General features: G+C 64.9%; 16 protein-coding genes and 1 pseudogene. 2 read left to right on the forward strand and 15 right to left on the reverse strand.

Annotated elements, in window-relative coordinates; genetic code table 11:
- Nucleotides 1–113: 113 nt before the first annotated feature.
- The 7 genes from FV227_RS05335 to FV227_RS05365 form a co-directional block, all read right to left on the reverse strand.
- Nucleotides 114–2,054 carry a hypothetical protein gene (locus FV227_RS05335; RefSeq protein ID WP_147858485.1) on the reverse strand — a complete coding sequence of 647 codons (1,941 nt, stop codon included), beginning with the start codon at nt 2,052–2,054 and terminating at the stop codon, nt 114–116.
- A complete protein-coding gene (locus tag FV227_RS05340) occupies nt 2,039–3,169 on the reverse strand; it encodes a glycosyl hydrolase family 8 (RefSeq protein WP_147727198.1) in 1,131 nt (376 codons plus the stop codon). The genes FV227_RS05335 and FV227_RS05340 overlap by 16 nt, the downstream gene beginning before the upstream one ends.
- On the reverse strand, nt 3,166–5,760 hold the full coding sequence (locus tag FV227_RS05345) for a cellulose biosynthesis cyclic di-GMP-binding regulatory protein BcsB (RefSeq protein WP_147858486.1): 2,595 nt from the start codon (nt 5,758–5,760) through the stop codon (nt 3,166–3,168). The genes FV227_RS05340 and FV227_RS05345 overlap by 4 nt, the downstream gene beginning before the upstream one ends.
- Before the next feature lie 3 nt (nt 5,761–5,763).
- The gene (bcsA, locus tag FV227_RS05350) at nt 5,764–8,187 is read right to left on the reverse strand and encodes a UDP-forming cellulose synthase catalytic subunit (protein ID WP_147858487.1); all 2,424 of its coding nucleotides are present in this window, start codon (nt 8,185–8,187) and stop codon (nt 5,764–5,766) included.
- 110 nt (nt 8,188–8,297) lie between these two features.
- Nucleotides 8,298–9,050 carry a cellulose biosynthesis protein BcsS gene (gene bcsS, locus FV227_RS05355; protein ID WP_147725596.1) on the reverse strand — a complete coding sequence of 251 codons (753 nt, stop codon included), beginning with the start codon at nt 9,048–9,050 and terminating at the stop codon, nt 8,298–8,300.
- A gap of 871 nt (nt 9,051–9,921) precedes the next feature.
- Entirely contained in the window at nt 9,922–12,369 is a 2,448-nt protein-coding gene (locus FV227_RS05360; RefSeq protein ID WP_147858488.1) for a response regulator, read from the reverse strand.
- A gap of 80 nt (nt 12,370–12,449) precedes the next feature.
- On the reverse strand, nt 12,450–12,689 hold the full coding sequence (locus FV227_RS05365) for a hypothetical protein (RefSeq protein WP_147858489.1): 240 nt from the start codon (nt 12,687–12,689) through the stop codon (nt 12,450–12,452).
- 558 nt (nt 12,690–13,247) lie between these two features.
- On the opposite strand from FV227_RS05365, the gene FV227_RS05370 reads away from it, so the two are divergent.
- Nucleotides 13,248–14,516, forward strand: coding sequence for an acyltransferase (locus FV227_RS05370; RefSeq protein WP_147858490.1), 1,269 nt, complete (start codon nt 13,248–13,250; stop codon nt 14,514–14,516).
- Nucleotides 14,517–14,637: 121 nt separating this feature from the next.
- Here the strand turns inward: FV227_RS05370 and FV227_RS05375 are convergent, their stop codons facing one another.
- The 7 genes and pseudogenes from FV227_RS05375 to FV227_RS28845 form a co-directional block, all read right to left on the reverse strand.
- Nucleotides 14,638–14,922 carry a hypothetical protein gene (locus tag FV227_RS05375; protein WP_147858491.1) on the reverse strand — a complete coding sequence of 95 codons (285 nt, stop codon included), beginning with the start codon at nt 14,920–14,922 and terminating at the stop codon, nt 14,638–14,640.
- 382 nt (nt 14,923–15,304) lie between these two features.
- A complete protein-coding gene (locus FV227_RS05380; RefSeq protein WP_147858492.1) occupies nt 15,305–16,273 on the reverse strand; it encodes a hypothetical protein in 969 nt (322 codons plus the stop codon).
- Nucleotides 16,274–17,148: 875 nt separating this feature from the next.
- Nucleotides 17,149–17,657 (reverse strand): annotated as a pseudogene (locus FV227_RS05385) (transposase); the annotation flags it as partial.
- A gap of 52 nt (nt 17,658–17,709) precedes the next feature.
- Nucleotides 17,710–18,936: a cupin domain-containing protein gene (locus FV227_RS05390; protein WP_147858493.1), complete on the reverse strand. Its 1,227-nt coding sequence runs from the start codon at nt 18,934–18,936 to the stop codon at nt 17,710–17,712.
- Nucleotides 18,937–19,070: 134 nt separating this feature from the next.
- Nucleotides 19,071–19,502, reverse strand: coding sequence for a hypothetical protein (locus FV227_RS05395; RefSeq protein WP_147895735.1), 432 nt, complete (start codon nt 19,500–19,502; stop codon nt 19,071–19,073).
- A gap of 121 nt (nt 19,503–19,623) precedes the next feature.
- Nucleotides 19,624–20,400, reverse strand: a complete 777-nt coding sequence (locus FV227_RS05400) for a LysE family transporter (protein WP_187274688.1) — start codon at nt 20,398–20,400, stop codon at nt 19,624–19,626.
- Between the two features lie 16 nt (nt 20,401–20,416).
- The gene (locus FV227_RS28845) at nt 20,417–20,620 is read right to left on the reverse strand and encodes a hypothetical protein (RefSeq protein WP_147725588.1); all 204 of its coding nucleotides are present in this window, start codon (nt 20,618–20,620) and stop codon (nt 20,417–20,419) included.
- A 336-nt stretch (nt 20,621–20,956) separates the two neighbouring features.
- On the opposite strand from FV227_RS28845, the gene FV227_RS05405 reads away from it, so the two are divergent.
- Nucleotides 20,957–22,048: a helix-turn-helix transcriptional regulator gene (locus FV227_RS05405; RefSeq protein WP_147858496.1), complete on the forward strand. Its 1,092-nt coding sequence runs from the start codon at nt 20,957–20,959 to the stop codon at nt 22,046–22,048.
- Here FV227_RS05405 and FV227_RS05410 read toward each other — a convergent pair.
- Nucleotides 22,011–22,979: a PfkB family carbohydrate kinase gene (locus FV227_RS05410; RefSeq protein WP_147858497.1), complete on the reverse strand. Its 969-nt coding sequence runs from the start codon at nt 22,977–22,979 to the stop codon at nt 22,011–22,013. The two genes, FV227_RS05405 and FV227_RS05410, sit on opposite strands and share 38 nt — an antisense overlap.
- Between the last annotated feature and the right edge of the window lie 34 nt (nt 22,980–23,013).

Consider the following 23,013-nt stretch of genomic DNA (forward strand, 5'->3'; position numbering starts at 1 on the left):
GACCCGCCCGCGCGCCTCCTGCGCGGTGTTGCAGGCCGCCAGAAGACCGGTCAACAGCAGGATGCTGCCGGAGCGGCGCAGAGGCCGGCCGACACCGGGGAATAAGAACGGGATCATCGGTCCAGTCCCGTGCTGCGCGAATCGGTGCGAGATCTGTCGGACGCGGCGTCGAAGGGACCGAACCGATCGCCGTCGTGCGCCTCGGCGGTGCGGGATGGGTCCCCCTGCGTCAGGTTCGGGGCATCCGCATGGGCCAGCGTGCCGGCGGGCGGCAGCGGCAGCGCAGCCTGCGATGTCGGACGGTCCATGCCGTTCCAGGCCGGCAGCAGGGTGAAGCCGTAGCGTTCGTAGGGCATCGCCGGGACACCGGGCACGCGACGAGCAATCAAAGGTTGTAGCGCCTTGGCGTCGCGCAGAAAGTCCGCTTCGCGGCCACGTTCGGACGGCTCGGGGAAGCGGAACGGATTCTCGGCGGCGACGGGCAAGGGAAACTCGCCGCGCCGCACGGGCAACGCCCGGCCGAGGACCGCCGCCGGGACCGGCTTGGGGACGCGAACCTGAGCGGCGGCGGCTGCCCGCGCGGCCGGCGGGTCGCGGACGGGGTCGCAGGGTCCCGATGCTTGGGCGTCGGGCGCCGGCAAGACCAGATCCACCACGGTCGGGAACAGGCCATCGTAGCGGTTCACCACCTCGAGGAACTCGCGGGACTTCTTCAGGCGGCTCAGGGTGAGCGCGTAGCCCAGAACGGCGGCTTCCTGGGGCTTCCACGCGCTCGCACGCTGGAACCAGTCCGCGGCGGCCTCGAACTGGCAAGCGTTGTAGGCGTACCAGCCCAACGCCTGCGCACCCTCGCCGGAGGTCGTCATCAGAACGAGCTTGGCGAAGCGGTCGAGGCGCGCGGGATCGACGGCCGCGACCGGTGGCCGTGTCAGCCGGCGTCCCATCATGTCGAGGTAGAGCGCCGCGTTGGTCACGGACGGGCCGCGCCACGCATAGGCGACTTCCTCGGCTTCGCGCTCCTGCCCCAGCTCGCGAAGCGAGAGGGCGAGGCCGGTCGCGATCCGCGCATCGCCCCCGCGGGCGATGGCGGCCTTGAACCAGTCGAGCGCCTCGCGGAACTGGCGGCGGTGATAGGCATACCATCCGAGCAGGCTGAGCTCGGCGGGGTCCGCCGCCTTGCGCACGGCGTCGCTCAGCGCAGCGAGGTCCGCCGGTTCGATCTTCCCGGCCGGCTCCTCGTGCAGCACGGCCGCGATCCGTGCCCGCGTGACGTCGGGGCGAATCGCCTGGAACTCGCTGCTCCCGTCGGCGGCGGAATGGCCCATGGCGAGCAGCGGCTCGACCTGTGCCATCGGCAGGTTGGCCATCGCCTTCTGGATGGTGGCGAGCCGCAGGGCGGTGTCGGTTTGACCAATCAGGATGGTGCGGTAGGCGTTGACGGCCTGGGCCGTGTAGCCGGTGCGCGCGTAGGCCTCGGCGACGGTCCAGGCGATGTCGATGTCGAGGTTGCGCAGCGTGTCCGGTGCGGCGTCGACGCGGGCGCGGATCCGGTCCCAATCACCCTTCGCCTCAGCGGCCTTGACCTCGCTGCGCAGGGTCCCGCGGTTGAGCTTGCGCGCGAGGTCGTCCGAGGGACGCCATTCGGGATCGGCCGCCTGCCGCGCGGCGATCGCCGCGCGCACCTCGTTGACCCGTCCCGCGGTGAAGAGGTCCCAGAGCGGAGCCTCCTCCGGGGGGCTCGGCTTCAGCGTGTCGAGGTCGGTCGGCACGGTCCAGTTGGGATAGCGCCGCCGCAGGCGGGCGATCTCGGTCTGCACCCGCTCGTTCTGGCGCTGCGCGGCGTAGTAGCGAAGCCCACTCTCGTCGACGATCTCCGACGACGGTGCGCTGGTCGCGCCGAGGATCACCGGCGCGCGCCGGTCGTCGCGCAGGACGGTGCTCGCCGCGTCCGGCGCGCCCTGTGCCCGCGCCTGGGTCGCCGTTCCCGCCACATCGAGGCTCAGGCCCGCCAGCAGCGACAGGGCTGCGCCGCCTCGTCTCAGCGCCCGAGACATGAGCGATACCTCGTGTTGGCGGCGGCGAGCGCCAGGAGATGGAGGGTGGCGGGGTAGTAGTTTTCGGAGACGGCCGGCTCGGCGAAGCTCGGCGGCAGCGCGGCACCGGTCCCGGCGCAGGCGGCCAGGGCGGCCACGGCCGCGTAGCCGGGCTCCTGAAGCTGGCCCACCGTCTGGTCGCTGTTGATGTCGAGGATCGGCATGCCCGCGGAACCGGATGCGGACCAGAGCTTCACGAAGGGTTCGTAGGCCTTTCGGTCTTCGTATCCCGCCATCGCGAGATAGAGCGGCACACGGACCGCGTTGTAGGAGAAGGTCGCCGGAAAGCCCTCCGCCGGCTTCGGCACGCCGCCGCGCATCGCGATCCATTCGGTCGGCAGCCTCGACGTGCCGAAGCGGGCGCGCGTCATCAGGTCGAGCCCGGCGGTATTCAGGCGTGCCCAATCGAACTCCGGCGCGAGCGCGGCGAGCCGCGGAAAGGCCGGGAACACCCAGTACGACAGGTTCACGACCGGGCCGTCCGCCCGGTCCTCGGCCGAGAAGCCTGCGATGGCCGGCAGGAGCAGGGGCCCGCCTTCCGCCTTGAACAGGACGGTGCGCCGCGCGACGTCGACGGCGATGCGGCGGCCCGCGAGGCGGTACCCCTCGTCCGACCATGCCTCGGCGGCTTCGGCCAGGGCCCAGGCGACGAGGATGTCGCCATCGGTGGCATCGTTCACGTCGGCCACGCCCGGCCGCTTGTCCGGCTCCCAGCGCCAGGCGAGCAACGCGTCGGGACGGACCATCAGGTTGGCTCGGGTCCAGCCCCAGATGCGCTGGAAGGCGTCGCGGTCTCCCGCCGCGACGGCCAGCAGCATGCCGTAGCCCTGGCCCTCGCTGTGGCTGATGCGGCCGTTGCCGGTATCGACCACGCGGCCCTCGGGCGTGACGAAGCGGCTCCGGTAGCTGCGCCAGGCACCGATATCGCCGATCGCGTTGAACATCGTCGGCGGTCCAGCCGGGCGGGACGATGCCTCACCGACGCCGTCCGGCGGCGCGGGCGCCTGCGCCGCCGCCGGCAGCGCGAGGAGAGGAACCAGGAGAAGGGCGGCGAGGCGCCGGCGCAAGGGGCTCATCGGTCGGACTCCCGGTCGTCCCCGTCGGCGTCCCGCCGCGCGTCGGGGATCGGCTGGCTCCTGCGGCCGACTCCGCGGAGCATCGCCTGCGTGCTGAGGCCGAGAAGGACGGCCGCCGCGAGCAGGGTGAGGACGAAGGTGTTGGGATTGGTCGAGAACCACCCCGCCAGCACGAGGCGCGTGTTCTCGAAGGTCCGCGGAACTGTCTCCACGATCTGGCCCTGGCGCGCGGCGAAGGTGGTCAGGGCACCGTCGTTGGCGTCGAGGGCGGCGACGCGTCCCTCGAGCTGGTTCCACACGACAGGAGCGCTCAGGCAGATGGCGGAGGCTTGAAGGGCGGCACCGTTGGGTGCGGTGAAGACGGTGATCGCCGTGTCCGGATCGTGGCCCGCCATGCCCTGGCCGACGACGAGGGATGCTCCGATGCCGATCGTCACCGGATCCTCGCGCACCTGATCCGTGAGCCACCCCGTCGCCGCGGCCATGGTCTCGGTTGCCGCGCTGCCGAGCCTGCCCGTCGCGTTCGACAGCATGTCGCCGACGGAGTCGCGGTTGCGCACCGCGGTGCTCCAGGACGAGACGAGATCGCGGGTCTCGCCGTCGCTGTCCGCGTCCCGGGCGCGGCGCGGCATCACGAGAGCGGTCCGCGAGGCGGACGCCGGCAGGGCGCAGGCCGGCGGCACGTCGTTGCGGAGACGGTCGAGGCTGAGGCCCGGGGTCGCATCGGGCTGGGCGGGCGACGGCAGCGCCGTCGCCCGCGTCTCCCAGATCCGCCGGATCTGCTCGGGGTCGAGCCCGACCGCGCGCAGCACCTCCGGATCGAGGGCGCGGGCCGGCGCCACGACCACCGTCGGCGCCCTGCGCAGAAGCGCGTTCTCGTTTCCGATCTCGAAGTCGATGGGGCGACCTGCGGCGAGCGCGAGACGGACCGCGATGGTGGCGGCGGCCGACATCGATTCGCGGTCCGGCGTCGGCACCACCAGCCGCGGCCGTTGCGCGGACCGAAGGTAGGGCAATCCACCGCTGGCGGTCGCCGCGAGTTCCGGCAGGCGCAGCGCGCGTGCGAGGGGGGGAAGCGTCAACGTCGTGTCGTTGAGGAACAGGAAGCGCTTCGCCTCGACCCCGCTGTCCTCGCAGGTCCGGTCGGCCCGCGACGGCAGCCGCGCCGTGATCTCGATACGGTTCCGGCCGGGTCGCCAGCGGCCGAGCGGCAGCGGCATCGCCAAGCTGCGGAAGACCTCGCCCTCGGCGCGGGGGAGCGTGTCGCTCGCGACGTTGCGCCCGTTGACGTCGACGATCACCTGCGCGCCGGTCTCGAGGCCGGCCGCATAGCCGCCCGCCATCGACAGAATGGCCTTCCCGTAGTCGGCCGGGATGAAGTCGACGGGGAGGGTCACGTCGAAGCCCGTCCGGAACAATCGCCCGGAGAACTCGCGATTCTGCACGCCGAAGCGGGACAGGGGCACCGTGGTGCCGCCGCCGAGCTCCAAGCCGCGGGCGAGCGCGAGCTGGCGCAGGCCCTGCGGGCTGCCTTCGGCGACGCGCGAGGCGGAGGCGGTGAGCACCCCACCGGCGGATTCGATCTCGGCGGCTCCGCTGCCGGGCACGATCAGGGTCGCGGCCCGCTCCGCGTTGGCCGGGAGGAAGACGAGCGCCTGCCCCGTCGCGGCCTGGGCCGCGTCGATGCCGGGCAGATCCCGCAATTCGTCGGCCGAGCCAATGACCAGGTTGAGGCCCGCAGGCCCCTGGAGCGGTGCCCCGAACTCGACGGAGACGTGGGCGTAGCGGCCCGCGAGCGCGACGCGCTGCACCAGGGCGATGATCTTCTCGAAGGTCGAGAACCCCGGCTTGCTCCGGAGCACCACGCGCAGCGGCACGAGGCCGCGCGCATCCGGTGCCACCGCGGGCAGGTCGCGCAGGGACCGCACGGTTTCGACGCCCGCCGGCATCACGAGACCGGTCCAGGACGGGTCGATTTGGGTCCACAACTCGTAGGTTGCGGCCAGCGAGCAATCCACACGGTGACGCTGGACCGCCGAGATCGCGATCGCATTGTACCCGGCCTTGAGCACGCCCGCGGGGATGTCGAACTCGATCACCTTGACGGCACCGGGCGCCTTGATCGGCGTACGGCCGAGGACGACGTCGTTGACCGCCGCGGTCAGGAACGAGGCTTCCGGGACCACCGAGATGGCGGCGAGGTAGCCGACGCGAAGCCGCAGCCGCTCGCGTGCCTGCTCGGCCGTGACGTAGACCGGCCATTGCAGGGCGTCCTCCTCGCCGCTGAGCCGCAGGCTCTCGCCGGTGGCGGGAAGCGGGCGCTGGGGCAGCGATACGGCGGCCTGCGACACGGGGACCGGCGTCCCGGCCTCCGGGCCGTCCGGCGACGGGCCCTCGGCCCGGCGCGGGGGGCGTGCCGCCTCGTCCGCTCCGGGGATCGTCAGGGCGTGCGGGGCCCCGCGACCGAGGAAGCTCTGCGCCCCGGCGCAGGGGGCCAGGAGCAGGCCGGTCGCCAGCACCATCGCGGCCCGGAGGCCGCGGAGCGAACGCGCGGCGATCGCACGGGCGGAGGGGAGATCAATCTGAGCCATGTCTCAGCCGGCGCTTGGGTGGGGCGAGTCCGAATTGCGCCGGCGGTCGCGGACGAGCGCGGCGTTCTCGGCGTCCAGCATCATCTGGAGCCAGCCCGGCGTCGCATCCTCGACCTTCGGCACCGGCTTCGCGCTCCGGACGGTGATCTCCGACGATCCGACGTTGGCGGCCGGCTCGGCGCGGGCGCCGTCGACGAGCCGGCGATGCATCATCACCGTGCGGGGAAGCGGCACCTCGACCTGGGGCGCTGCGGCGGGGACCGGTGCCGGGTTGCCCTTGAGCAGGTACGCCGCCGCGCGCACCGGGCCGACGACTCCCCACCAGACGAACTGCAGGATCCCGGCGAGGAGGTTCTTGTGACCGCGCCGGCGCTGCTGGAACCGGGCCATCGCGTCCGCGTCGCCGTACATGAGGTCGGCGAGGACGAAGTACGCCTCGGGCGGCAGGGTCTCGAAGTCGAGCCGCCACACGGATTCCTCGCCGGACGCCGTCATCGCCGTGAGCCGCACCGGGATCGCGGCCCGGACGGCCTCCGCGGACAGCCCGTCGCGCGGCGGAACCGAAAGCAGGCCCGCGTTGGTGTCGGTGCTCCGCTGCATCGGAACCACGGCATCCATGCGGACTTGGCAGCCGGCGCTCGAGATGCGCTCGACGGCCACGTCGACCGCCATTCCGTTGAGGGTGAGGACGGCGCGGCGGTCGACGGCCAGCGACGGGCTGGTCTCAGTCTGGCGCCGCTCGGCCGCAACGCCCAGAGCGGCACCGGCGGTGATCAGGTTGAAGCCGTTCCACAGGCCGACCACGAGCATCAGGTTGGTGACGCCCGGCTCGAACAGGTAGCGATAGCTCGCCACGCAACAGCCCGTCAGCAGGACCGCGAACACCAGGAAGAAGGGCAGCGCCAGGGGGGAGAGCTGGTCGCGGTCCAGCGTCACGTTCTTGGCCGTCACCTTGAACTGGGGCCTGCGCGGCGACAGGATGACCGCCGCCGTCGCCCGGATCAGGAACAGGCCCTGGACGTATTCGTACAGCTCCGACACGAACGGCCAGCGCACGCGGCCATAGAGATAGTTCTGCATCATCAAATTGACGAGGATGTAGGTCGCCGTATAGGCCACCGCCTCGTCCACGTTCGCGATGACGATCTTCATATCGAGGAAGATGTACAGCAGCGGCGCGATCATGAAGATCAGGCGCGGAATCGGGAAGAACCAGAACGTCATGCTCGACAGGTAGCACAGGCGCTGGATCGGCTTGAGGCCGCGCTTGAACATCGGGTTCTTCAGAAGCATGATCTGGAGCATGCCCTGGCACCAGCGCGAGCGCTGGCCGATGAAGTCCGAGAGCGTCGCCGGCTGAAGCCCGGCGATCAGCGTCTTGTCGACGTAGACGCTGGTCCAACCGCGCGAATGGAGCTCGAAGGCGGTCTCGCAATCCTCGGTGATGGTCACGCCCGAGAAGCCGCCGGCCTCCTCCAGGGCGGTCCGGCGAAGGAGCGCGGCCGAGCCGCAGAAGAACGAGCCGTTCCACTTGTCGAGGCCGCGCTGGCCGATCGCGTAGAACATCTCGTTCTCCGACGGCATGCGATCGAAGGTGGCGAGGTTCCGTTCCACCGGGTCGGGATTGAGGAAGGCGTGCGGCGTCTGCACGAGGAACAGCTTCGGATCCTCGGCGAAGTGGCCGACGGTGTCGCGCAGGAAGGAGCGGAACGGCACGTGGTCGGCGTCGAGCACCACCACGACCTCGCCGCCGGAATTCTGGAGACCGTTGTTGAGGTTGCCCGCTTTCGCGTGCAGGTTGCGCCGCCGGGTCAGGTAGGAGACGCCGAGCTCCGCACAGAGCGTCTGCAGGTCCGCCCTGCGCGTGCGCGCCTCCTGCGCGGCCGCCAGATCGGAATCGGTGCATTTCTGATCGGTCCCGCCGTCGTCCAGAAGCCAGACCGTGAGCTTGCCGGCCGGGTAATCGAGGGAGCGGGCCGCCGCCAGCGTCGTGGCGAGGATGTGCCGGTCCTCGTTGTAGCTCGGCACGAAGATGTCGACGGTCGGCAGGTCCGCATCGTCATCCGCCGGCACGAGGGCGCGCGTCAGCGGATCGGCGTTCACGATCAGGCTGACCATGAGGATGTAGAAGCAATAGACCTCGGCCAGCGCCAGCGTCACGCCCGCGGCGAAGCCGAACGGATCGGTCGTTGGCGGCAGCGTGCTCGACAGGCGCCAGTAGAGGTAGCGCAGCACGATGAGGCTGCCGACCGCCAGGAACACCGAACGCCCGACCTGGCCCCGCGCGAACAGCCAGAGGAGGATCATCAGACCGATCGCGCCGAGGCTCATCTCCAGCTGGATCGAGGTTCCGACCGGCTGTGCCAGCAGAAGCAGCACCACGGCAGCACTCACAAGCCAGGCTGCACGCACGAGGACGGATGTCACGGGCTCGATTCCTCGAATCAAAGAATGTCGCGCATCGCGGAAGTCTCGGATGCAGGCACGGTTACTGCCGGATTGCGGCGCTCAACGGTTGTCTTTCGGCCGGAGGTTCATCAGAAGGCTGCTCGACCTTCGACGCTGGTGTAATAACCACCCTTTTGGATCCGATCATATGCGTAGCCGGCGCCAACGGAGAACTTCATTGGCCCAATGGTGAATCCGGTAAGATGAGCGCCCAATCGCCACTGGTTGAAGAACGCATCACCCAGCAGCGTCGCCTCCGGGCCGACGAAGACACCATCGGCCACGGCAAAACCCGCCCGCATGCGGACATAGTAGGCGCTGAACAGCGTCGAATAAGAGGCGTTGGCGGCGAACAGAGTGTTCGCCGTCGGATTGAGATAGAGATCGGCGGCGACCTTCGCGCCGATGCCGGTTCCGAGCACGGGATTGTTCGGATCGATGACGGACAGCGAATTGCTGCGGATGTTCACGCCGACGTAACCGGCGAGCGCGGCCTGCTGCCAGATCCATTCATAGCCCAGCATGGCGGTGCCCTCCTCCTGCTCGCCGCGCACGGTGCGGCCGGTGGAGGACGGATAGGAATACGTACCGGCCACGCCCTGCAGCCGGATGCGCGGACCGCTCTCGTTGAGCGGGGTCACGGGCGCGATCGTCGCGGTGACGACACCGAACGCCGAGCTGTTCGAGGTCACGGTGGCTGCGGAGTCGATCGCGACGATGTAGTCGTCCTGCACGGATTCCCGTTCCGCGCCGGTGTACCAGTCGGCCGCCGCGACGACGTTCGGCGTAGCCAACGTCGCAATTGCTCCGAAGACACAGAGACCAGCGCGAATCTTCGTCATGATGTCGTCCGAGGGTGCAGGCGGATCATCGCGGCGCGCCGATGTCCCGCGGCACAAAGAGCTTCATAAGGATTAAAGGATGGTTAACGCCCAATATCTGGGACCTCTAAATGTGCTTTGATTATTCAACCATTGGTTGTAGTGGCGATATATTGCCCAGATCTGCAGTCTAAATTTGCTGACTTTGTAGGCTTTCTGCGCGGATCACGCTGCTGAATTGAGGCCGTGCTGCCTATAGAATGTCTCAGGCGATCAGGTGCAACGTTTCAGACGGGAAGCTGTCGGTAAGTCAATCTTCGAGCTGGAACACGCACAGGTAAGACCTGCCCGGAGATCCGGAACCAAGAGGTGGCGACACCGGTCGCAATCGACTCCGTGACATCGGTGCGCTCGTCGGCGGTGACGACGCCGATAGAAGGTTGGACGCCGATCCGGACGGGCTCACGATCCAAAGCTCCGCCGGCAATACGCTATGTCGCCCCCCCTGATCGACGAGAGAGGGACGATGTTTCCTTCCGGCTGGTCCGCGACAGGATGCGCGTCGCGAATCTGCGCCGGCCGGGCAGGACGCCCTGTGGCCTTTTTCCTACACTTAGGAAATTCCGTGCAACACGGCGCTTCGACGCGGCGAAGGGAACCTCGCGCCGAAGCGGAGATCAAGACCCTCCACGCGCTCGATCAATGAACGGGCGTGAAAAGGATCGATCGCCTTCATTCGGCGCGATAGATCGACGTCGTCAGGAACCGAAGACCGTGCAGCCCGCCGCAACGCGGAGCTGTGTTCCGGTCGGGAGACGGACAACTCCAGATCAGCGCAAGCGATCGGGACGTCGACTTCGAGCGAACCGGCGTCCCCGTGCCCGGTCAGGCATCACGCTGCATCGGCGCGGCGCGACGGCTTGGTCGCGCCGGCGAGGGCATCGACGAGATCCTGCGAGCTGAACGGCTTGCGCAGTGTTTGGACCGCAGCGTTGCCCCGGAGAGGGATCGCGTCGGGTGCCATCAGCACGATGGCCGTCGCCGGATGCGTGCGCGACACGACGTCGGCCAGAAAGACCCCGTCCACCGCCGGCATCGCGTGCGCGCACAGCAGGACCGCGTAGGCGCGGGACTCGGCGAGAGCCTCGCTCGCCTCCTCCGTTGACGCCACGGGCGTCACCGCATAGCCGCGACCGATCAGGCTCTCGGCCGTCGAGGCGCGAAGGACGGCATCGGGCTCGACGAGCAGGACCTGTTCCGCCTCACGGGCGGGATCGGATGGCACAAGGCTCTCCCGTGCGATCGGGAACGTCAGGGTGATGGTGATGCTCGCGTTCGCAGTCGCGACGCCGATGGCCCCACCGATCGCGTCCATCTGGCCCCGGACCGCGGCGACGCCACGATCGGCCCGGAAGCCGTCCGGGGCCGAGAATCGGGCCCGCAGGCCGATCTGGGCGTCGCCGTGATCAGACGCCTCCTCGACCGAAAGCGTCACGATCGCATCGGTCGGGAGGGAGGCGCGTGCATCGCTGGCGACGTTGAGCAGGGCGACTTCCAATTCGCGAATGCCGCATGCGAGCTTCGGCAGGGTGCCCGCCCACGGCGTCAGCACGAGCCCGGGCAAGATCGCCGCGCGGATGAAGTCGACGGTCTCGGTCACGACGCGCGCGGCGTCGCCGTTCTGCACGACCGGGCTGTCGGGTTGGACGAGCGCCAACATGCGCTTCAAGAGTGCGGAACCACGGGCGACATCGCGCCGTGCGGTCTCCATCGCGTTGTCATCCGCGAAGGCGGCATCGTTTTCGATGTTGCGCAGGTCGGCCCAGATCGCGTCGAGGGCGCCGCCGATGTCGTGCGCGATCCCCGCGACGATCGCCTGTGCCGGGAAGGCGGCCGGCGGTTCACCGACCTCCGCCAGCACGGCCCCCGGCGCGACCGATCCGGTGGACGGCGCGGGAAGGGCGACCTGGGCGATCTCACGCGTCAAGGCGTGGAGACGGACCGGTTGCCCGTTGAGCGCGACGGCGGTGAGGCGCAGGACCAGGCGGCGGCCTGCACTGTCATCGGGACCGGCGAAAGAACGAATGACCGCCTCTCGGATGGAGCCGGGCTCCTCGCACACGGCGCGCATCGTGTTCTTGAGCAGCGCGCGGTCGTCGACCTCGATCCGCGCGAGCATCTCCTCGAGCGTACACGCCCGCTCGGCGGCATTCTCGACCGCGGCGGCCGCGCCGTCTGCCCAGGTCACCTGCCCGTTCCGCAGGTCGACCTCCCAACTCGTGAAGCCCCCGAGCAGCCTCGCCGAGCGGACGCGGTCGCGGCTGCGTGCCAGGGCTCCCCGGGACTCCCCGAGCAGGCGCTCCCGTCCTTGGCTCCGTCCGATGCAGGCGCCGACGGCATCGGCCAGGTTGGCGAGATCGGCGGTGGGCACATCACGACGGAGCAGATCCACCCGGTCCTGACGGGCCGCGTCGGCGATCCGTTGCACGTTGCGGCCGAGCCGTCCCCCGACCGCGCCGCCGATATAAGCCGCGCCGAGGGCCGCCGCGGCGAGGGCGAGGAACGTGGCGGGGCCTGCGCCCGCGGCGTCCTCGACGAGATCGCGCTGTTTGACCGAAACGATCCACCCGAGCCCGGCGCCTTCGGCGATGGCTGCGGTGGCCTCATGGGTTCGACCCACCTGCGCCAAGCCGGTCGACCGATGAAGCGTACGCCCGCCGGCATTCATGACTTGAATGGCGGAGTCGCGTGCCGCACCCCCGAGGTTGCGGCGCAGGGCGGCGACCACCTCCTGGATCCAGTCCGGCTTGAGCTGGACCGCGAGGACGCCGATCTCCGTTGTGCCGCCGGCGCGAACGGGCGCGCCGATGATCACGTTCGGCGGGACGTCGCCGCCCGTGCGGGTGCGATCGCTCGCGTCGCCGATCACGATCCCGGATAGGCCGCGCGAAAACCAGGTCGTCCCGGACACGTCGGCGCCGGCGAGCGATCCGCTCGCGGTGACCAGCACGCGACCGCTCCTGTCGGCGACGAGGATGTCGGCATATCCCGGATGAAGAGCACGCCAGCGTCCGAGGACTTGCTGGACCGTCGTCCCGTTCCCATCGCGCCCGAGCACCGTGTTTTCCGCAGCAAGGCTGACATCACGCCCGACCGTCGCCAATTCCTCGCTCAGCCTGTCGGAAATCAGGTTCGCCGTACGACGGACGTCCGCTTCGCTCCTGCGCGCAGTCTCCGCAGCATCTTCAGAGCCGACGAGCAGCACGCAGGCACCGCCGGCAAGCACCGCGACCAGGAGGATCGCGGCCAGCAGGACCCGAAGCGAAATCGATCGTCCCATATGCATCATCTACGCCCAAAGAGGCTTGTCGCCATCCGGTCAAGCAGATCAGCAATTCGATAGACATGGTTAAAGAACGGTTAATGATCTCCCACATCTAAGAAAATAGACCTTTCGACAAAAGTTCCGATCGGCGCGCCCCTGGGTTGCAAAGTTGCGGCAGCAATCCGGTACATCGCAGTGACGATGGCCGAAACCCTTTTCTGCCGATCCAAATCCAGCAGCCCGAACGATGAGCGGATCAATTCACCCTCGGCAGGATCGCGATACCGAAATGTGAAGGCCAAGCCCATGCTGCTCAGAGGATCACCGCGTGACATCACCGGCCTCGCGTGGATGGCCAGAGGTCGACCGGCAGGCGAGATCCGAGTGACGCCGTAGGACCTGGCGAGCATTCTCAGCGCTCTCTTCATGGGACGGAATCAGGTGACTGATTGGCTCCGTCGGGGCGGCACTTCCATGGGAACCTGGCACAGAACGCGGCCTTCGCAGCGCAGCATTTCCAAACATTATCAAAGTCTTGAATAAAATCATGTCGCGCGCGCAGACGCTTGGGCTCTCACCGCGTCGCCGCAGCCTCGATCAAGCGCCGGCTCTTGCTTGATCGGACATCTCGACGACGATAGTGAAACCCTCGGACGTGGCGTCGAACCAAAAGACGAACCTCTTCGAGCCGGTGAACCAAGCTGAGAGACGGCTGCTCCCGACAATCTGCTCGGCGGCAATTTCGCGCCAGTTTCCATTCGGCTCCGAAGCGCGGACCTACAACCAAAGCGCTCCCCCAAATCGCCATTGAGCCCGCAGATGATCCGTACGACAACACCCGCAACGAGATAAGATCTATTCCAAAAGGGCATGTGAGGAAGGCGAATATTGTCATGCCGGATCGGACTGCAAACAATCTTGCGACGGATAGCGATCTCGCCAAAATCGATGCGGGATTACCACAGCGCTTGCATGCTCTCGACGCGGTTCGTGGCCTTGCAGCCGCCATCGTGCTCAATCATCACTGCCTTACGATCATTCCCGCTTACAGCGACTATTTCTACTCCGACTGGACAACGGAAGCGAGATCCGTCACGGAATATATCCTGTTCTATACCCCGGCGAGGATTTTTTGGTCGGGCTATGAAGCGGTCACGCTCTTCTATGTCCTGAGTGGCTTGGTGCTGGCTTTGCCTTGGATCGAAGGACACCCTCCGCAGTATCGCGCATTCTTGGTCAAGCGCATCTCCCGAATTTATCTTCCGTATGTTGCGATTATTGCGATTGCGGCCGTTGCAGTCTATTTTCTTCAGCCGATTTTTCATATTTCCGGGGGCAGCAATTGGATCAATACCGAAACGTGGTCGGCACCTGTTACGATCGAAAACCTCGTGCAGCATGCACTGATGCTGGGGCAGACGAACTTCCGCCTCAACGGAGCTGTTCATTCCCTTGTTTGGGAAATGCGTGTCTCGCTCCTGTTTCCTCTGCTTATGATACCCATGATCTCATGGAAATGGAGAGCATCATTAATTCTTATCATGGTATGCTTTCTCATCGTCGCAGCAATACACGTCCTCCTCAGATCCGTGCCTGAGAATTCATTGACCGGAACCATTTTGTGGGAACTCCAACATACTGCCTATTACACGATATTTTTTGTCATCGGCGCCTCGATGGCCCTCAATCTGGATAGAATCCGGCGGTTCTTCGAGACGACCTCAAAATACCACGCTGGCGAGTTCGTGATGTGTGCCGGCCTGCTTATGGTTCAAACTCATTGGTCGCAGACACACGCCTTTCACAATATTGGCGTCGCAACCGGATCGGTTTTCGTCATATCCGCAGCACTCGCGCCAGGTCGGATCGAACGCTTTTTATTGGCTCCGCCGCTACAATTCCTGGGAAGGATTTCATACAGCGTCTACCTCGTGCAAGTGCCAATCCTGGCGGCCGTCACGTTTTTTCTCCAAAACATCCTTCCCCTTTGGTCCATGATAATTATTGTCTATCCCTTAGTATTGACGAGTGGCTGGGCCTTTCATGTTCTGATTGCCGAACCGTGCGCGCGGCTTGGAAAGCGCATCACGAGGCTGCGACAGCAAAATCCGCAACGTCCGATATCGATCAAACAAATTGCGTCGAGTCGCGTCCAATCATGAAGCGACGGCCGAATCGTTTTGTATCCTGCGGCATTGCTGCTGTTTCGACATCCTAGCGGTGTGAAGCGGGCGGATGCTCGCCGGATGGCGGTTCAGGGATTTTGGACGGTACGGGCAGCCGTCACGTCCGCCCGCGACTGTTCAGCCGCGCGCAGCGCCGCCTTTTACGGGTGATGCCTTGCCGGGCGAAGATTCGAGCCAGCGCGCCTGTGCTGGTTGCCACGCCCTGCACGGCCCGGGCATCGCGCAGTTCGTCCAGACAGATCGCAGGATGCGCTTCGTAAGTTGCTTGGATCGGATCGGCTTGGACCTCGATGGCCTGCGAGCGCCGATCGCTGCGCTGCGCCCACGATGCGATCTGTCCCTCCTCCCGCACGCGCTTCGCCCAGCGGCTGGCACGCGACACGCTGACTTCGAAGCGGGCGGCGGAGCCATGGCAGGTCGCGCCTCCCCGTCAGGGTCGCAACAACCCGCTCGCGCCGATTGATCAACAGGGATGACGGCATCGGAAACGCTCCTCAGCCCATCAACGCCTTACCCAAAAACCCGCCGCCAACCGACGGGGCGTAGATCTCAGCTCCAGCAGGCAACGACAAATAAAACCGATTGTCGATGGGCATATTTCTATATCCCAAGATCGACTACGCCGTATTATATTTACACTCCATCTGAAAAATAAATAATATCGTTGAAAGCACTGACTTGACCTTAAGTATCGAATCAATAAATTCACAGATTGTTTTGTTAGACGGTGTTTGATTGTTAATAATTTTTAATTAGGAACGATCTCAGTCTATTGAAGATTTGTAATAAAAATCAACTGTGCTGGTCGGAAAGTATGAGATCCTTAAGTCTTGGCGGTAACGATGTCGCGTTGTGTATTTCGATTCTCGATCCCGAATTGGGTTGGGATCACTTCCAAGCACGAATTTTCCATTGGGCGATCGGTTGAAAAGTCTCGCAAGCATTTCGAGAACGAGAAATGATCCGCAGCCCCTGACGTTATCATCCGAGGCGCCGTCCATGTAGAAATCCAAAGCACCGAACTGGATCCCGCTAAAGATCGCCTTATTCGATTTATTGATTTGCAATCTAGCGCTATACGAATTGCTTCCAGAACTCAGCAATCGAGTAAGGTACATCCTTACCATCCCATAAAGACTGCACTTGACCGACTTTCTTCGATACATCTTGTATCGACTGAAAACCAGAGACGGAATATGGCGTATGAATTGTATACCAGTCTTTATTTCTATATCATAATTTTGAGTATTTTCTGCAAAATATTTAATGTTCCTTCGGATGTTGTTGCTAACGTTTTTTACATAATGATTCCACGTCGGCCATTGAGAAAAATCCACCGCTTCGACGACATGGTCATGGACTTCGATAATATAAGCTCCTCGAATACACTCAATCTCGTCTTCTCGCGGATCTTCTAGATTGAAACGTGACCCATAAACGTATCGTCCGTCACCCAGAGCTTCAAGAGCCATTCTCATAGCCTCACTCCAAAGATGCTCATGACCTTGAAGGAGACAAATTCCTGGGTGAAACTTTAGGTTCCTAAAACCTTTTGTGATCAAAAATTGGCCGATTTTCTTTTTCGTTCCTGATTCACCGTTGGTCCAAATATCAAATCTGTGAATACGAAAAACTCCCTGCTCCAATGCTGCCGTGACTCGTGCGTGCCGAATGGTTGCCTGATAGGTCGCCCCGCACGCCATTGCGAACTCGTCGAACAGATCTTCGGTCACGGTTGATTTTACAACAAAGATGTCAGGTTTTTTATTATATACTCTATGATACATATCGCACCTCATTTATCGATTTACATGCGATCGACTAAACTGCTACAGTGGTTGACAGCTAAATAGATCCTTGATAATAATTCGCACTCCTGAACCCCATTTTTCAGATCAATAGTTTTGGTAAAATCATTTTTAGCTGATGCTGGAACTGCGTCGAATCTTTCGATGTGCTAGAATGCGTTCAAATACGCGCCCAATACGGTATTTACAACCAAAGCAAACAGGCTATTTGTAGATTGCTTGGCTCGTTGGTGGATTTCCAGATCCGCAATCGGAGCGCTCTTTGTGGGATGCCTTCAATTTTCCCGTTGAGGTATAACGCAATCTTCAGAGCGGCGTAAACAGTTTAAGGCATCTTCGCAGTGAACTAACGCCGCATGGAGATCTCGGATTTGCCCTTTCATAGGGGGCAGCTTCGTCAATCACCCGACGCCATCAATGCAGGAAAGGCTCGAATGAAGCATCCAGGGTTTACGATCTGATCGAACCATACCTGCATCTATCGGAGAACGGCGACCCGCGGGTGAAGCTCGCTTCCTCGATAGAATTCGAAATTTGGCCTGTCCCCTGAATGTCCATCTTCCTCAAGGTATGGCTTTAAGCCATGCGGAAGCGAATTTGCACCCACGGCTGCCGCTCGGCCGAACGGGACGCAGATCGGGAAGTTGACGTCCCAGGTATAGGGCAGATTAGGCTCGTTCGATGCATGCGTCATCGACTCGTGCAACGAGACTTTGTCCCGACGCGAGAAATTGTTACGCTTAGGGAATACGCTGACGCAGACCGTCAATCCTTCATGTTGTCTCAGCTCTGAATTTGGTGGCTTGCATAGCCTCCGCCAGCCGCCCGACCTGGGCGCAGTCGTCGGCGTCGGCGGGCGTGACGCGCAGGGCCAGAAGGTGGCCAAGCGTCTCGACGGCCAAGCGGATCATGGAGCTTTTCTTGCGCTTGGCTTCATCGTAGCCGGCCCGCGCGCCACTCTCGGGCATCGAGCGCAGGGTCCGGCCGTCGAGAATGGCGGCACTTGGTTCTGGATTGGGGCCGGTGACGAGGCGCGGCAGCGTACGGGATTCGTCGGCGAGTTGCTCGAAGCCGCAGCCGTTAGCCAGCGCCGCGCTTGCTGGTAGACGGCTTCCCAAGGTGGCAGATCGTGGGGCATCCACCGCCACGGTGCCCCTTGTCTTCATCACGTGGCGCAGGCCGTCGAACACCTCGCGCAAGCCGTGCTCGCCTTGCCCCGCATCCTCACGCAACAGCGTCGGTACGAGACGACCAGCGCCCATTCGTCATCGGAGACATCGGATGGGTAGGATCTGCGTGAAGAGGTCATGCCCCTTCATCTGGTATCTCCGAATAACGGTCCATAACAGCCTCCAGACGCTCTAAGCCGCTGCTATGATGACAGATTTCTTGCGCGCAAGTTTCGCGAACGCCTCGTCGGGAAGGCCGAGATTATTGGCCAGAAGATGTACCGGGACACGTTGCACCCAGTCCGACAGCGACGTTTCCTGATAGGACCCGCTGTCGAGCACGCCTACGACTTCGCATTCCTCCTTGCCGATATTCTGCACCGTGTGACCACACCCGCGTGGCAAGTAAGCACAATCTCCGGCGGAAAGTTCGGCGACAGAGAGCCGCTTGTCCGGGGCAAAGAGCGTCACGCGCGTCCGTCCGCGAGAAACGTAGTGCCATTCATTTGCGTTTGGATGCCAGTGCGGCTCGTGCAGAGCGCCGGCCTGGAGCCTCAACAACATACCCGTCATGCCCGCGGACATCGGATAATCTTCGGCAGAGGCAATCGTCAGCGATCCGCCGTCCGAGCTCGTCTGGGGACCGGCTGCCAGCATGGGGTATCGGTGCGTGCGGGATCGGCTGAGCACCTTGGTGGCCCGGGATTGCGGCCCGTCGAGAGGCATCAGAGCGCCCTGACGAATATAGACCTCGCCGGATGGGATGCCTGCGATCGAGTCCTCGGGCATCCCGAAGACCTGCGCCATCATCGCAGGGTCTAGCCGGCTCGCCCAATCGCTGAGACCGAAGGTTCCATGCTCTCCATAGAGACCGTCGTTGAAGGCAAGAATGGCGTGGCAGGGTTCAGCCCCCAAGGTCTGAATGGCGTGGCTGTGACCTTTTGGGAAATACCACAGGTCGCCCGGCCCATAATTCGCGACCTCCATCTCCCCGCTCGGGTCCACCACGGTCACTTGGCAGCGACCGGCAAGAATATACGCCCATTCATCCGACGTGTGCCAATGCATCTCGCGGACGCCGCCAGCGTTGAGATAAAGGTGTGCTCCGGCGATGTCCGTTGCGATAGGGAGTATTCTCGCTGTCACGTCTCGCGCCCAGCCGCCCGATGTCGCTTTGAGCGAGCCTTTGTCGAGCGAGGTCGTGAAACTGACGGCATCGCCCACCTTGCGTGGGATCGTCGATGCGAATCTTGAAGCAGGGGCCACATCGTACCCGGCCGCATGTCCGTCTGCTTCGGCGGCCGACGAAGTCCGCACTGAGAGCGCACCGGCCGCCAGAGTGATGCCGCCGAGGATCGCCCGACGCGTGCCGTCCACCATCGCGAAGAATCCCTTCGACAGCAAGGAGAGGAGAATCACAGTATTTCTAGAATTCGATCTATATGATTATTTCACTGGTCTTGATATCTTCTTGATTTTTAATTGATAAAACTCAAATACTGATCAATTTTTAGCGATAATAATGCAAATTGAATGACAGTATTACTATTTCGCTATCTCGTTTTTGTATCAGATCGATTGCAGCGGTCCATCGCCGCAAGTGCGCCCTCGATACCCGAAACGTCGAAATCAGCATCTCCCTCGGGAAACCGCACGAAAACCGTCCGGCTCACCGACAGCTTGCGGACTTCCCTGTCGAGTATACGACAGTACAGGATCGTCCCCTTGCCGATCCAGGTTGGGACAGGGCTGATCGTTTCGTTCCCGGTGATCAGATCTGATTTGAGACTTTCGCCCTCGGGCCAATTCCATCTTTCATAAGACAGCATGAATATGATTTGCCCGTCCGATCTCGTAATGCCGACCGAATTTTGAGCTCCCCCGTCCGTCATGTCGCGATAGGAATGGGTCATTTGACAGGGAAGCGGATCGTTGTTTCGAAGTGTCTTATTGATGTCCCAACCTTCGACGGTTTGGATGAACATCTCCTCCCGTGAATCGACGGGAGCCGAAGACAGCAACAATCCTGCGGACAATATCAATGCGATTTTGCGACAATATTGAAATTGCATATCCATCATTCCGAATCGTAACGGGGACGCCGACCTAGGGTGCGTTCCACGACCCGGCCATAGAGCGGGCGGAGGATGTCGTGACCGGTGGCGAGGGTGTCGCTGTCGCCCGGTCGGTCCCGCGCGGCCCCTCGGCACCGATCGGAGGGCCGGCCGATCGTGTTCCGTCCCTGGGCGGACCGTCCAAAAGGCCCACCCAGCGGCCGTCCACCCCCCGAGCCAGCAGGCTCAACGCGAGGACGGCGAGGAGGAGGCCGGCGGCCTTGTTCATCCGGCCGAGAACATGGTTGGTGACACAGCGCCGGAACAGGGACACGGCGATGTTGAGCACGACCCACCAGCTGAACGAGCCCAGGAAGACGCCGGCCGCCAGCGCCGGAAGCGGCGCGGCCGCGCGCGCGAGGAGGGCCGGCATGGCGGCCAGGAACAGCACGGGGGTGATGGGATTCGCCAGGGCCAGCACGACCGCGCTGCCGTAGCTCGCGGCGAGGGTGTGGCGGCGCTCGCCGCTCACGTGCAGGACCGAAACGCTGCGAAGCACCCGGATTGCGAGGCCGAGCAGCACCGTCCCCGAGACCAGGGAGAGCACGGCCCCGTTCGAGAACGCCGCAGCCAAGTCCGCGCTCCAGCGCACCATCAGCCCCCCGTATGTCAGATGCACGGTGGCGACGCCGAGCCCGGTGGCGACGCCCGTCGGCAGGCCCCCTGCCAGCGTGCGCTGGACGCAAAGCAGGCTCGTCGGCCCGATCGGCGCGGCGATGGTCAGCCCAAGGCTCGCGCCGGCGAGCAGGGCCGTGGCGATGACGCCCATGGCGGCGGGACTGCGTTCAGTCGTCTTCCCGGCGGTCGAGGGGCGAGGCGACCGCCCGGGGCTCGGGCGCGGCATTGTCGGCGTCCGGGCACCCGATTTGCGCGCGCTCCAGGGCTGAGGATGCTTGGGCGCAGGCGATGTCCGGCATGTCATTCAACTCGTCGGCCCGGATCCCGGTGCAGGACAAAACGACGATGAGGCTGGCGACGATTGTTCTCATGGCTGATCCTTCCGCGAGCCGACAATCTAGGGATGGTTGAACCCCGAGCATCCTCCGTCTGGCGGATGGCACCGCCTGCGCCGCCGCAGGCCCGCCGCGGACGTCTCGGCCGAACAGGAAAGCTCCGCCACGTCAGGCCTTTGCACGGCTTCACCCACGACGCTGGATGCCGAGTTGTCGCCGCCCCCGGCGAGGCGACGCACCGGCGAACCTGCCGGAACCGGGCTCGCGGCGCCGTCCCTCGTCGCCGGCATCATCCGTTTGAGGGATACCGCCGTCGATTTTGGACTGATATTGGTCTTATCGCGATCAGCGGGATCACCGTGGGGCGTGCTGATGCGGGAAGCTCTCATCGACCGGATCTACGAGGCTGCAGGCACTCCCGAGCTCTGGCCGGAGGTCCTTCAATCTCTTGGCGATACGGCGAACTCGGATGGTGCCGTGCTCATGGTGCTGCCCCCCGTCGGCATGCCCCGGTGGATCGCCTCACCGACTTTGGAGCAGCGCCTGCGTCATCACACGACCACGGCTTCCTGGCGCGGCAGCGGGCGCACGGCGCAGTGGCGCACCCTGGCTCATGCGGGCTTCATGCGCGACGTCGACCTCGTGCCGGGCTCCCAGGACGGGCGGCCCTGCGAGGTCGACGCGCCGTTCTGGCAGGTGGGGACGACGATTCCCCTGGCGACCGGCGACGTCGCGATCATCACCGCCGAACGCCGGGCCCGAACCGGCCCCCATGAGGCCGCCATCCTGCCTCGGCTCGACGCCCTGCGGCCCCATCTCGCGCGTGCGTGCCAGCTCGGCGCCCAGTTCGGCTGCGAGCGCACCCGCGTCGCCACCATGACGCTAAACCAGATCGGGCTTCCCGCGGCGGTCCTGTCGGCCTCGGGGCGGGTGCTGACCATGAATGCCCGCATGCAGGAGCGGGAGGAGGTCTTGCCCCCGGGCCAGCACGGCGGCCTGCTGTTCAAGAGCCTGATCAACAGCAAGCTGCTGCAGGATGCGATCGGCAACGTCGTCGGCGGCCGGCATGCGACGCAGAGCATGCCGGTGCGCGGCTATTCCGACCACCGCCCTCAGATCGCTCACGTCATGCGCCTGGACCGGCACCCCGGCGACGTCTTCGGTGCCTCGGCGGTGCTGCTCGTCCTCGTGCACGTCGGCGCGTGGGCCGTTCCGGACGACGGCCTCCTGAACCTGCTGTTCGACCTCACCCCGGCGGAAGCGCGCCTGCTCCAGGCGCTGGCCGGGGGCTCGCGCCTGCAGAGCTACGCCGAGAGCGTCGGCGTCCAGACAAGCACCGTTCGCACCCAGCTCACCTCGATCTTCAACAAGACCGGGACCAAGCGGCAGGCGGAGCTGCTGAGCATCGTCGCCTCGCTCTCGATGTTCAGCGGGCAGACGGCGCCGTGCCTGGATGCGGCCTGAGGCGAGGTCCGGCTTCGTCCAGGAAGGCGGCCAACGCCTGCGCGGTCGGAAAGGCGTCGAAGGCCCCGAACCGGCGGGTCGTGAGGGCGCCGCAGGCCGCGGCCTGCCGCAGGGTCGCGTCGAGGGGTTGTTGTGCGAGCAGGCCCGCCATCAGCCCGGCCGCGAAGGCGTCCCCCGCCCCGACCGTATCGACCGCCGTCACGGCGAAGGCCGGCTGGCGCAGGGGCGGTACTCCGCGGCGGAACGCGATCGCGCCGCACTGCCCCAGGGTCACCACCAGGAGCTCGAGGCCGCCGTCCAGCAGGGCGGCGATGGCCGGCGTCGCGGCCCGGGCCGCAGCGATGGCGTCGGGAGCGCCGAGGCCCAGATCGGCCGCCTCCACCGCATTGACGACGAGGATCGCAGTGTCGGCCAGGATCGCCGGGTCGAGGGCACGCACCGGCGAGGGATTCAGCAGGGTGGGAAGACCCCGCGTCCGAGCCAGGGCGAAGGCCTCGCGGATGGGGGCGTCCGGCGATTCGAACGTCGCCGCCACGAGGTCCGCCTGCCCGACGCGGGCGGCAGCGGCCCGGACGTCCTCCGCAGCGAGGGCGAGGTTGGCACCGAGGCAGACCGCCAGGCAGTTCTCGCCGGCTGCATCGACGAAGGCGACGCCGGCGCCCGTCGAGCCGGCATGCGGCACCAGCATGGCCTCGGAGAACCCGACCTGCGCGAAGGTCGCGCGGACCACCGGGGAGAACACGTCCGTGCCCACGGCAAAGAGCCCGTCAACCGTGACGCCGAGCCGGTGCGCGGCGAACGCGAGGTTGAAGCCCTTGCCGCCGGGCTCGGCCACGAAGGCCGAGCCGTCGAGGGACTCGCCCGCCTGCGGCAGCCGCGCGACCTTGACCGAGCAGGCGATCACGAAGCTTCCGATGACAAAGACACGCATGGAGCGCTCCGAGCCGATCCGATATAAGCCTCTG

Source organism: Methylobacterium sp. WL119 (assembly GCF_008039875.1).
In the GTDB taxonomy this organism is placed as follows: domain Bacteria; phylum Pseudomonadota; class Alphaproteobacteria; order Rhizobiales; family Beijerinckiaceae; genus Methylobacterium.

Excerpts from the sequence above, each read along its gene's own strand:
- FV227_RS28845 (WP_147725588.1), bottom strand. The coding sequence starts at position 20,620 with ATGAGAACAATCGTCGCCAGCCTCATCGTCGTTTTGTCCTGCACCGGG.
- FV227_RS05370 (WP_147858490.1), top strand. The coding sequence starts at position 13,248 with ATGCCGGATCGGACTGCAAACAATCTTGCGACGGATAGCGATCTCGCC.
- FV227_RS05340 (WP_147727198.1), bottom strand. The coding sequence starts at position 3,169 with ATGAGCCCCTTGCGCCGGCGCCTCGCCGCCCTTCTCCTGGTTCCTCTC.
- FV227_RS05395 (WP_147895735.1), bottom strand. The coding sequence starts at position 19,502 with ATGTTCATCCAAACCGTCGAAGGTTGGGACATCAATAAGACACTTCGA.
- FV227_RS05335 (WP_147858485.1), bottom strand. The coding sequence starts at position 2,054 with ATGTCTCGGGCGCTGAGACGAGGCGGCGCAGCCCTGTCGCTGCTGGCG.
- FV227_RS05345 (WP_147858486.1), bottom strand. The coding sequence starts at position 5,760 with ATGGCTCAGATTGATCTCCCCTCCGCCCGTGCGATCGCCGCGCGTTCG.
- FV227_RS05360 (WP_147858488.1), bottom strand. The coding sequence starts at position 12,369 with ATGGGACGATCGATTTCGCTTCGGGTCCTGCTGGCCGCGATCCTCCTG.
- FV227_RS05410 (WP_147858497.1), bottom strand. The coding sequence starts at position 22,979 with ATGCGTGTCTTTGTCATCGGAAGCTTCGTGATCGCCTGCTCGGTCAAG.
- FV227_RS05405 (WP_147858496.1), top strand. The coding sequence starts at position 20,957 with ATGCGGGAAGCTCTCATCGACCGGATCTACGAGGCTGCAGGCACTCCC.
- FV227_RS05365 (WP_147858489.1), bottom strand. The coding sequence starts at position 12,689 with ATGTCACGCGGTGATCCTCTGAGCAGCATGGGCTTGGCCTTCACATTT.
- FV227_RS05400 (WP_187274688.1), bottom strand. The coding sequence starts at position 20,400 with ATGGGCGTCATCGCCACGGCCCTGCTCGCCGGCGCGAGCCTTGGGCTG.
- bcsS (WP_147725596.1), bottom strand. The coding sequence starts at position 9,050 with ATGACGAAGATTCGCGCTGGTCTCTGTGTCTTCGGAGCAATTGCGACG.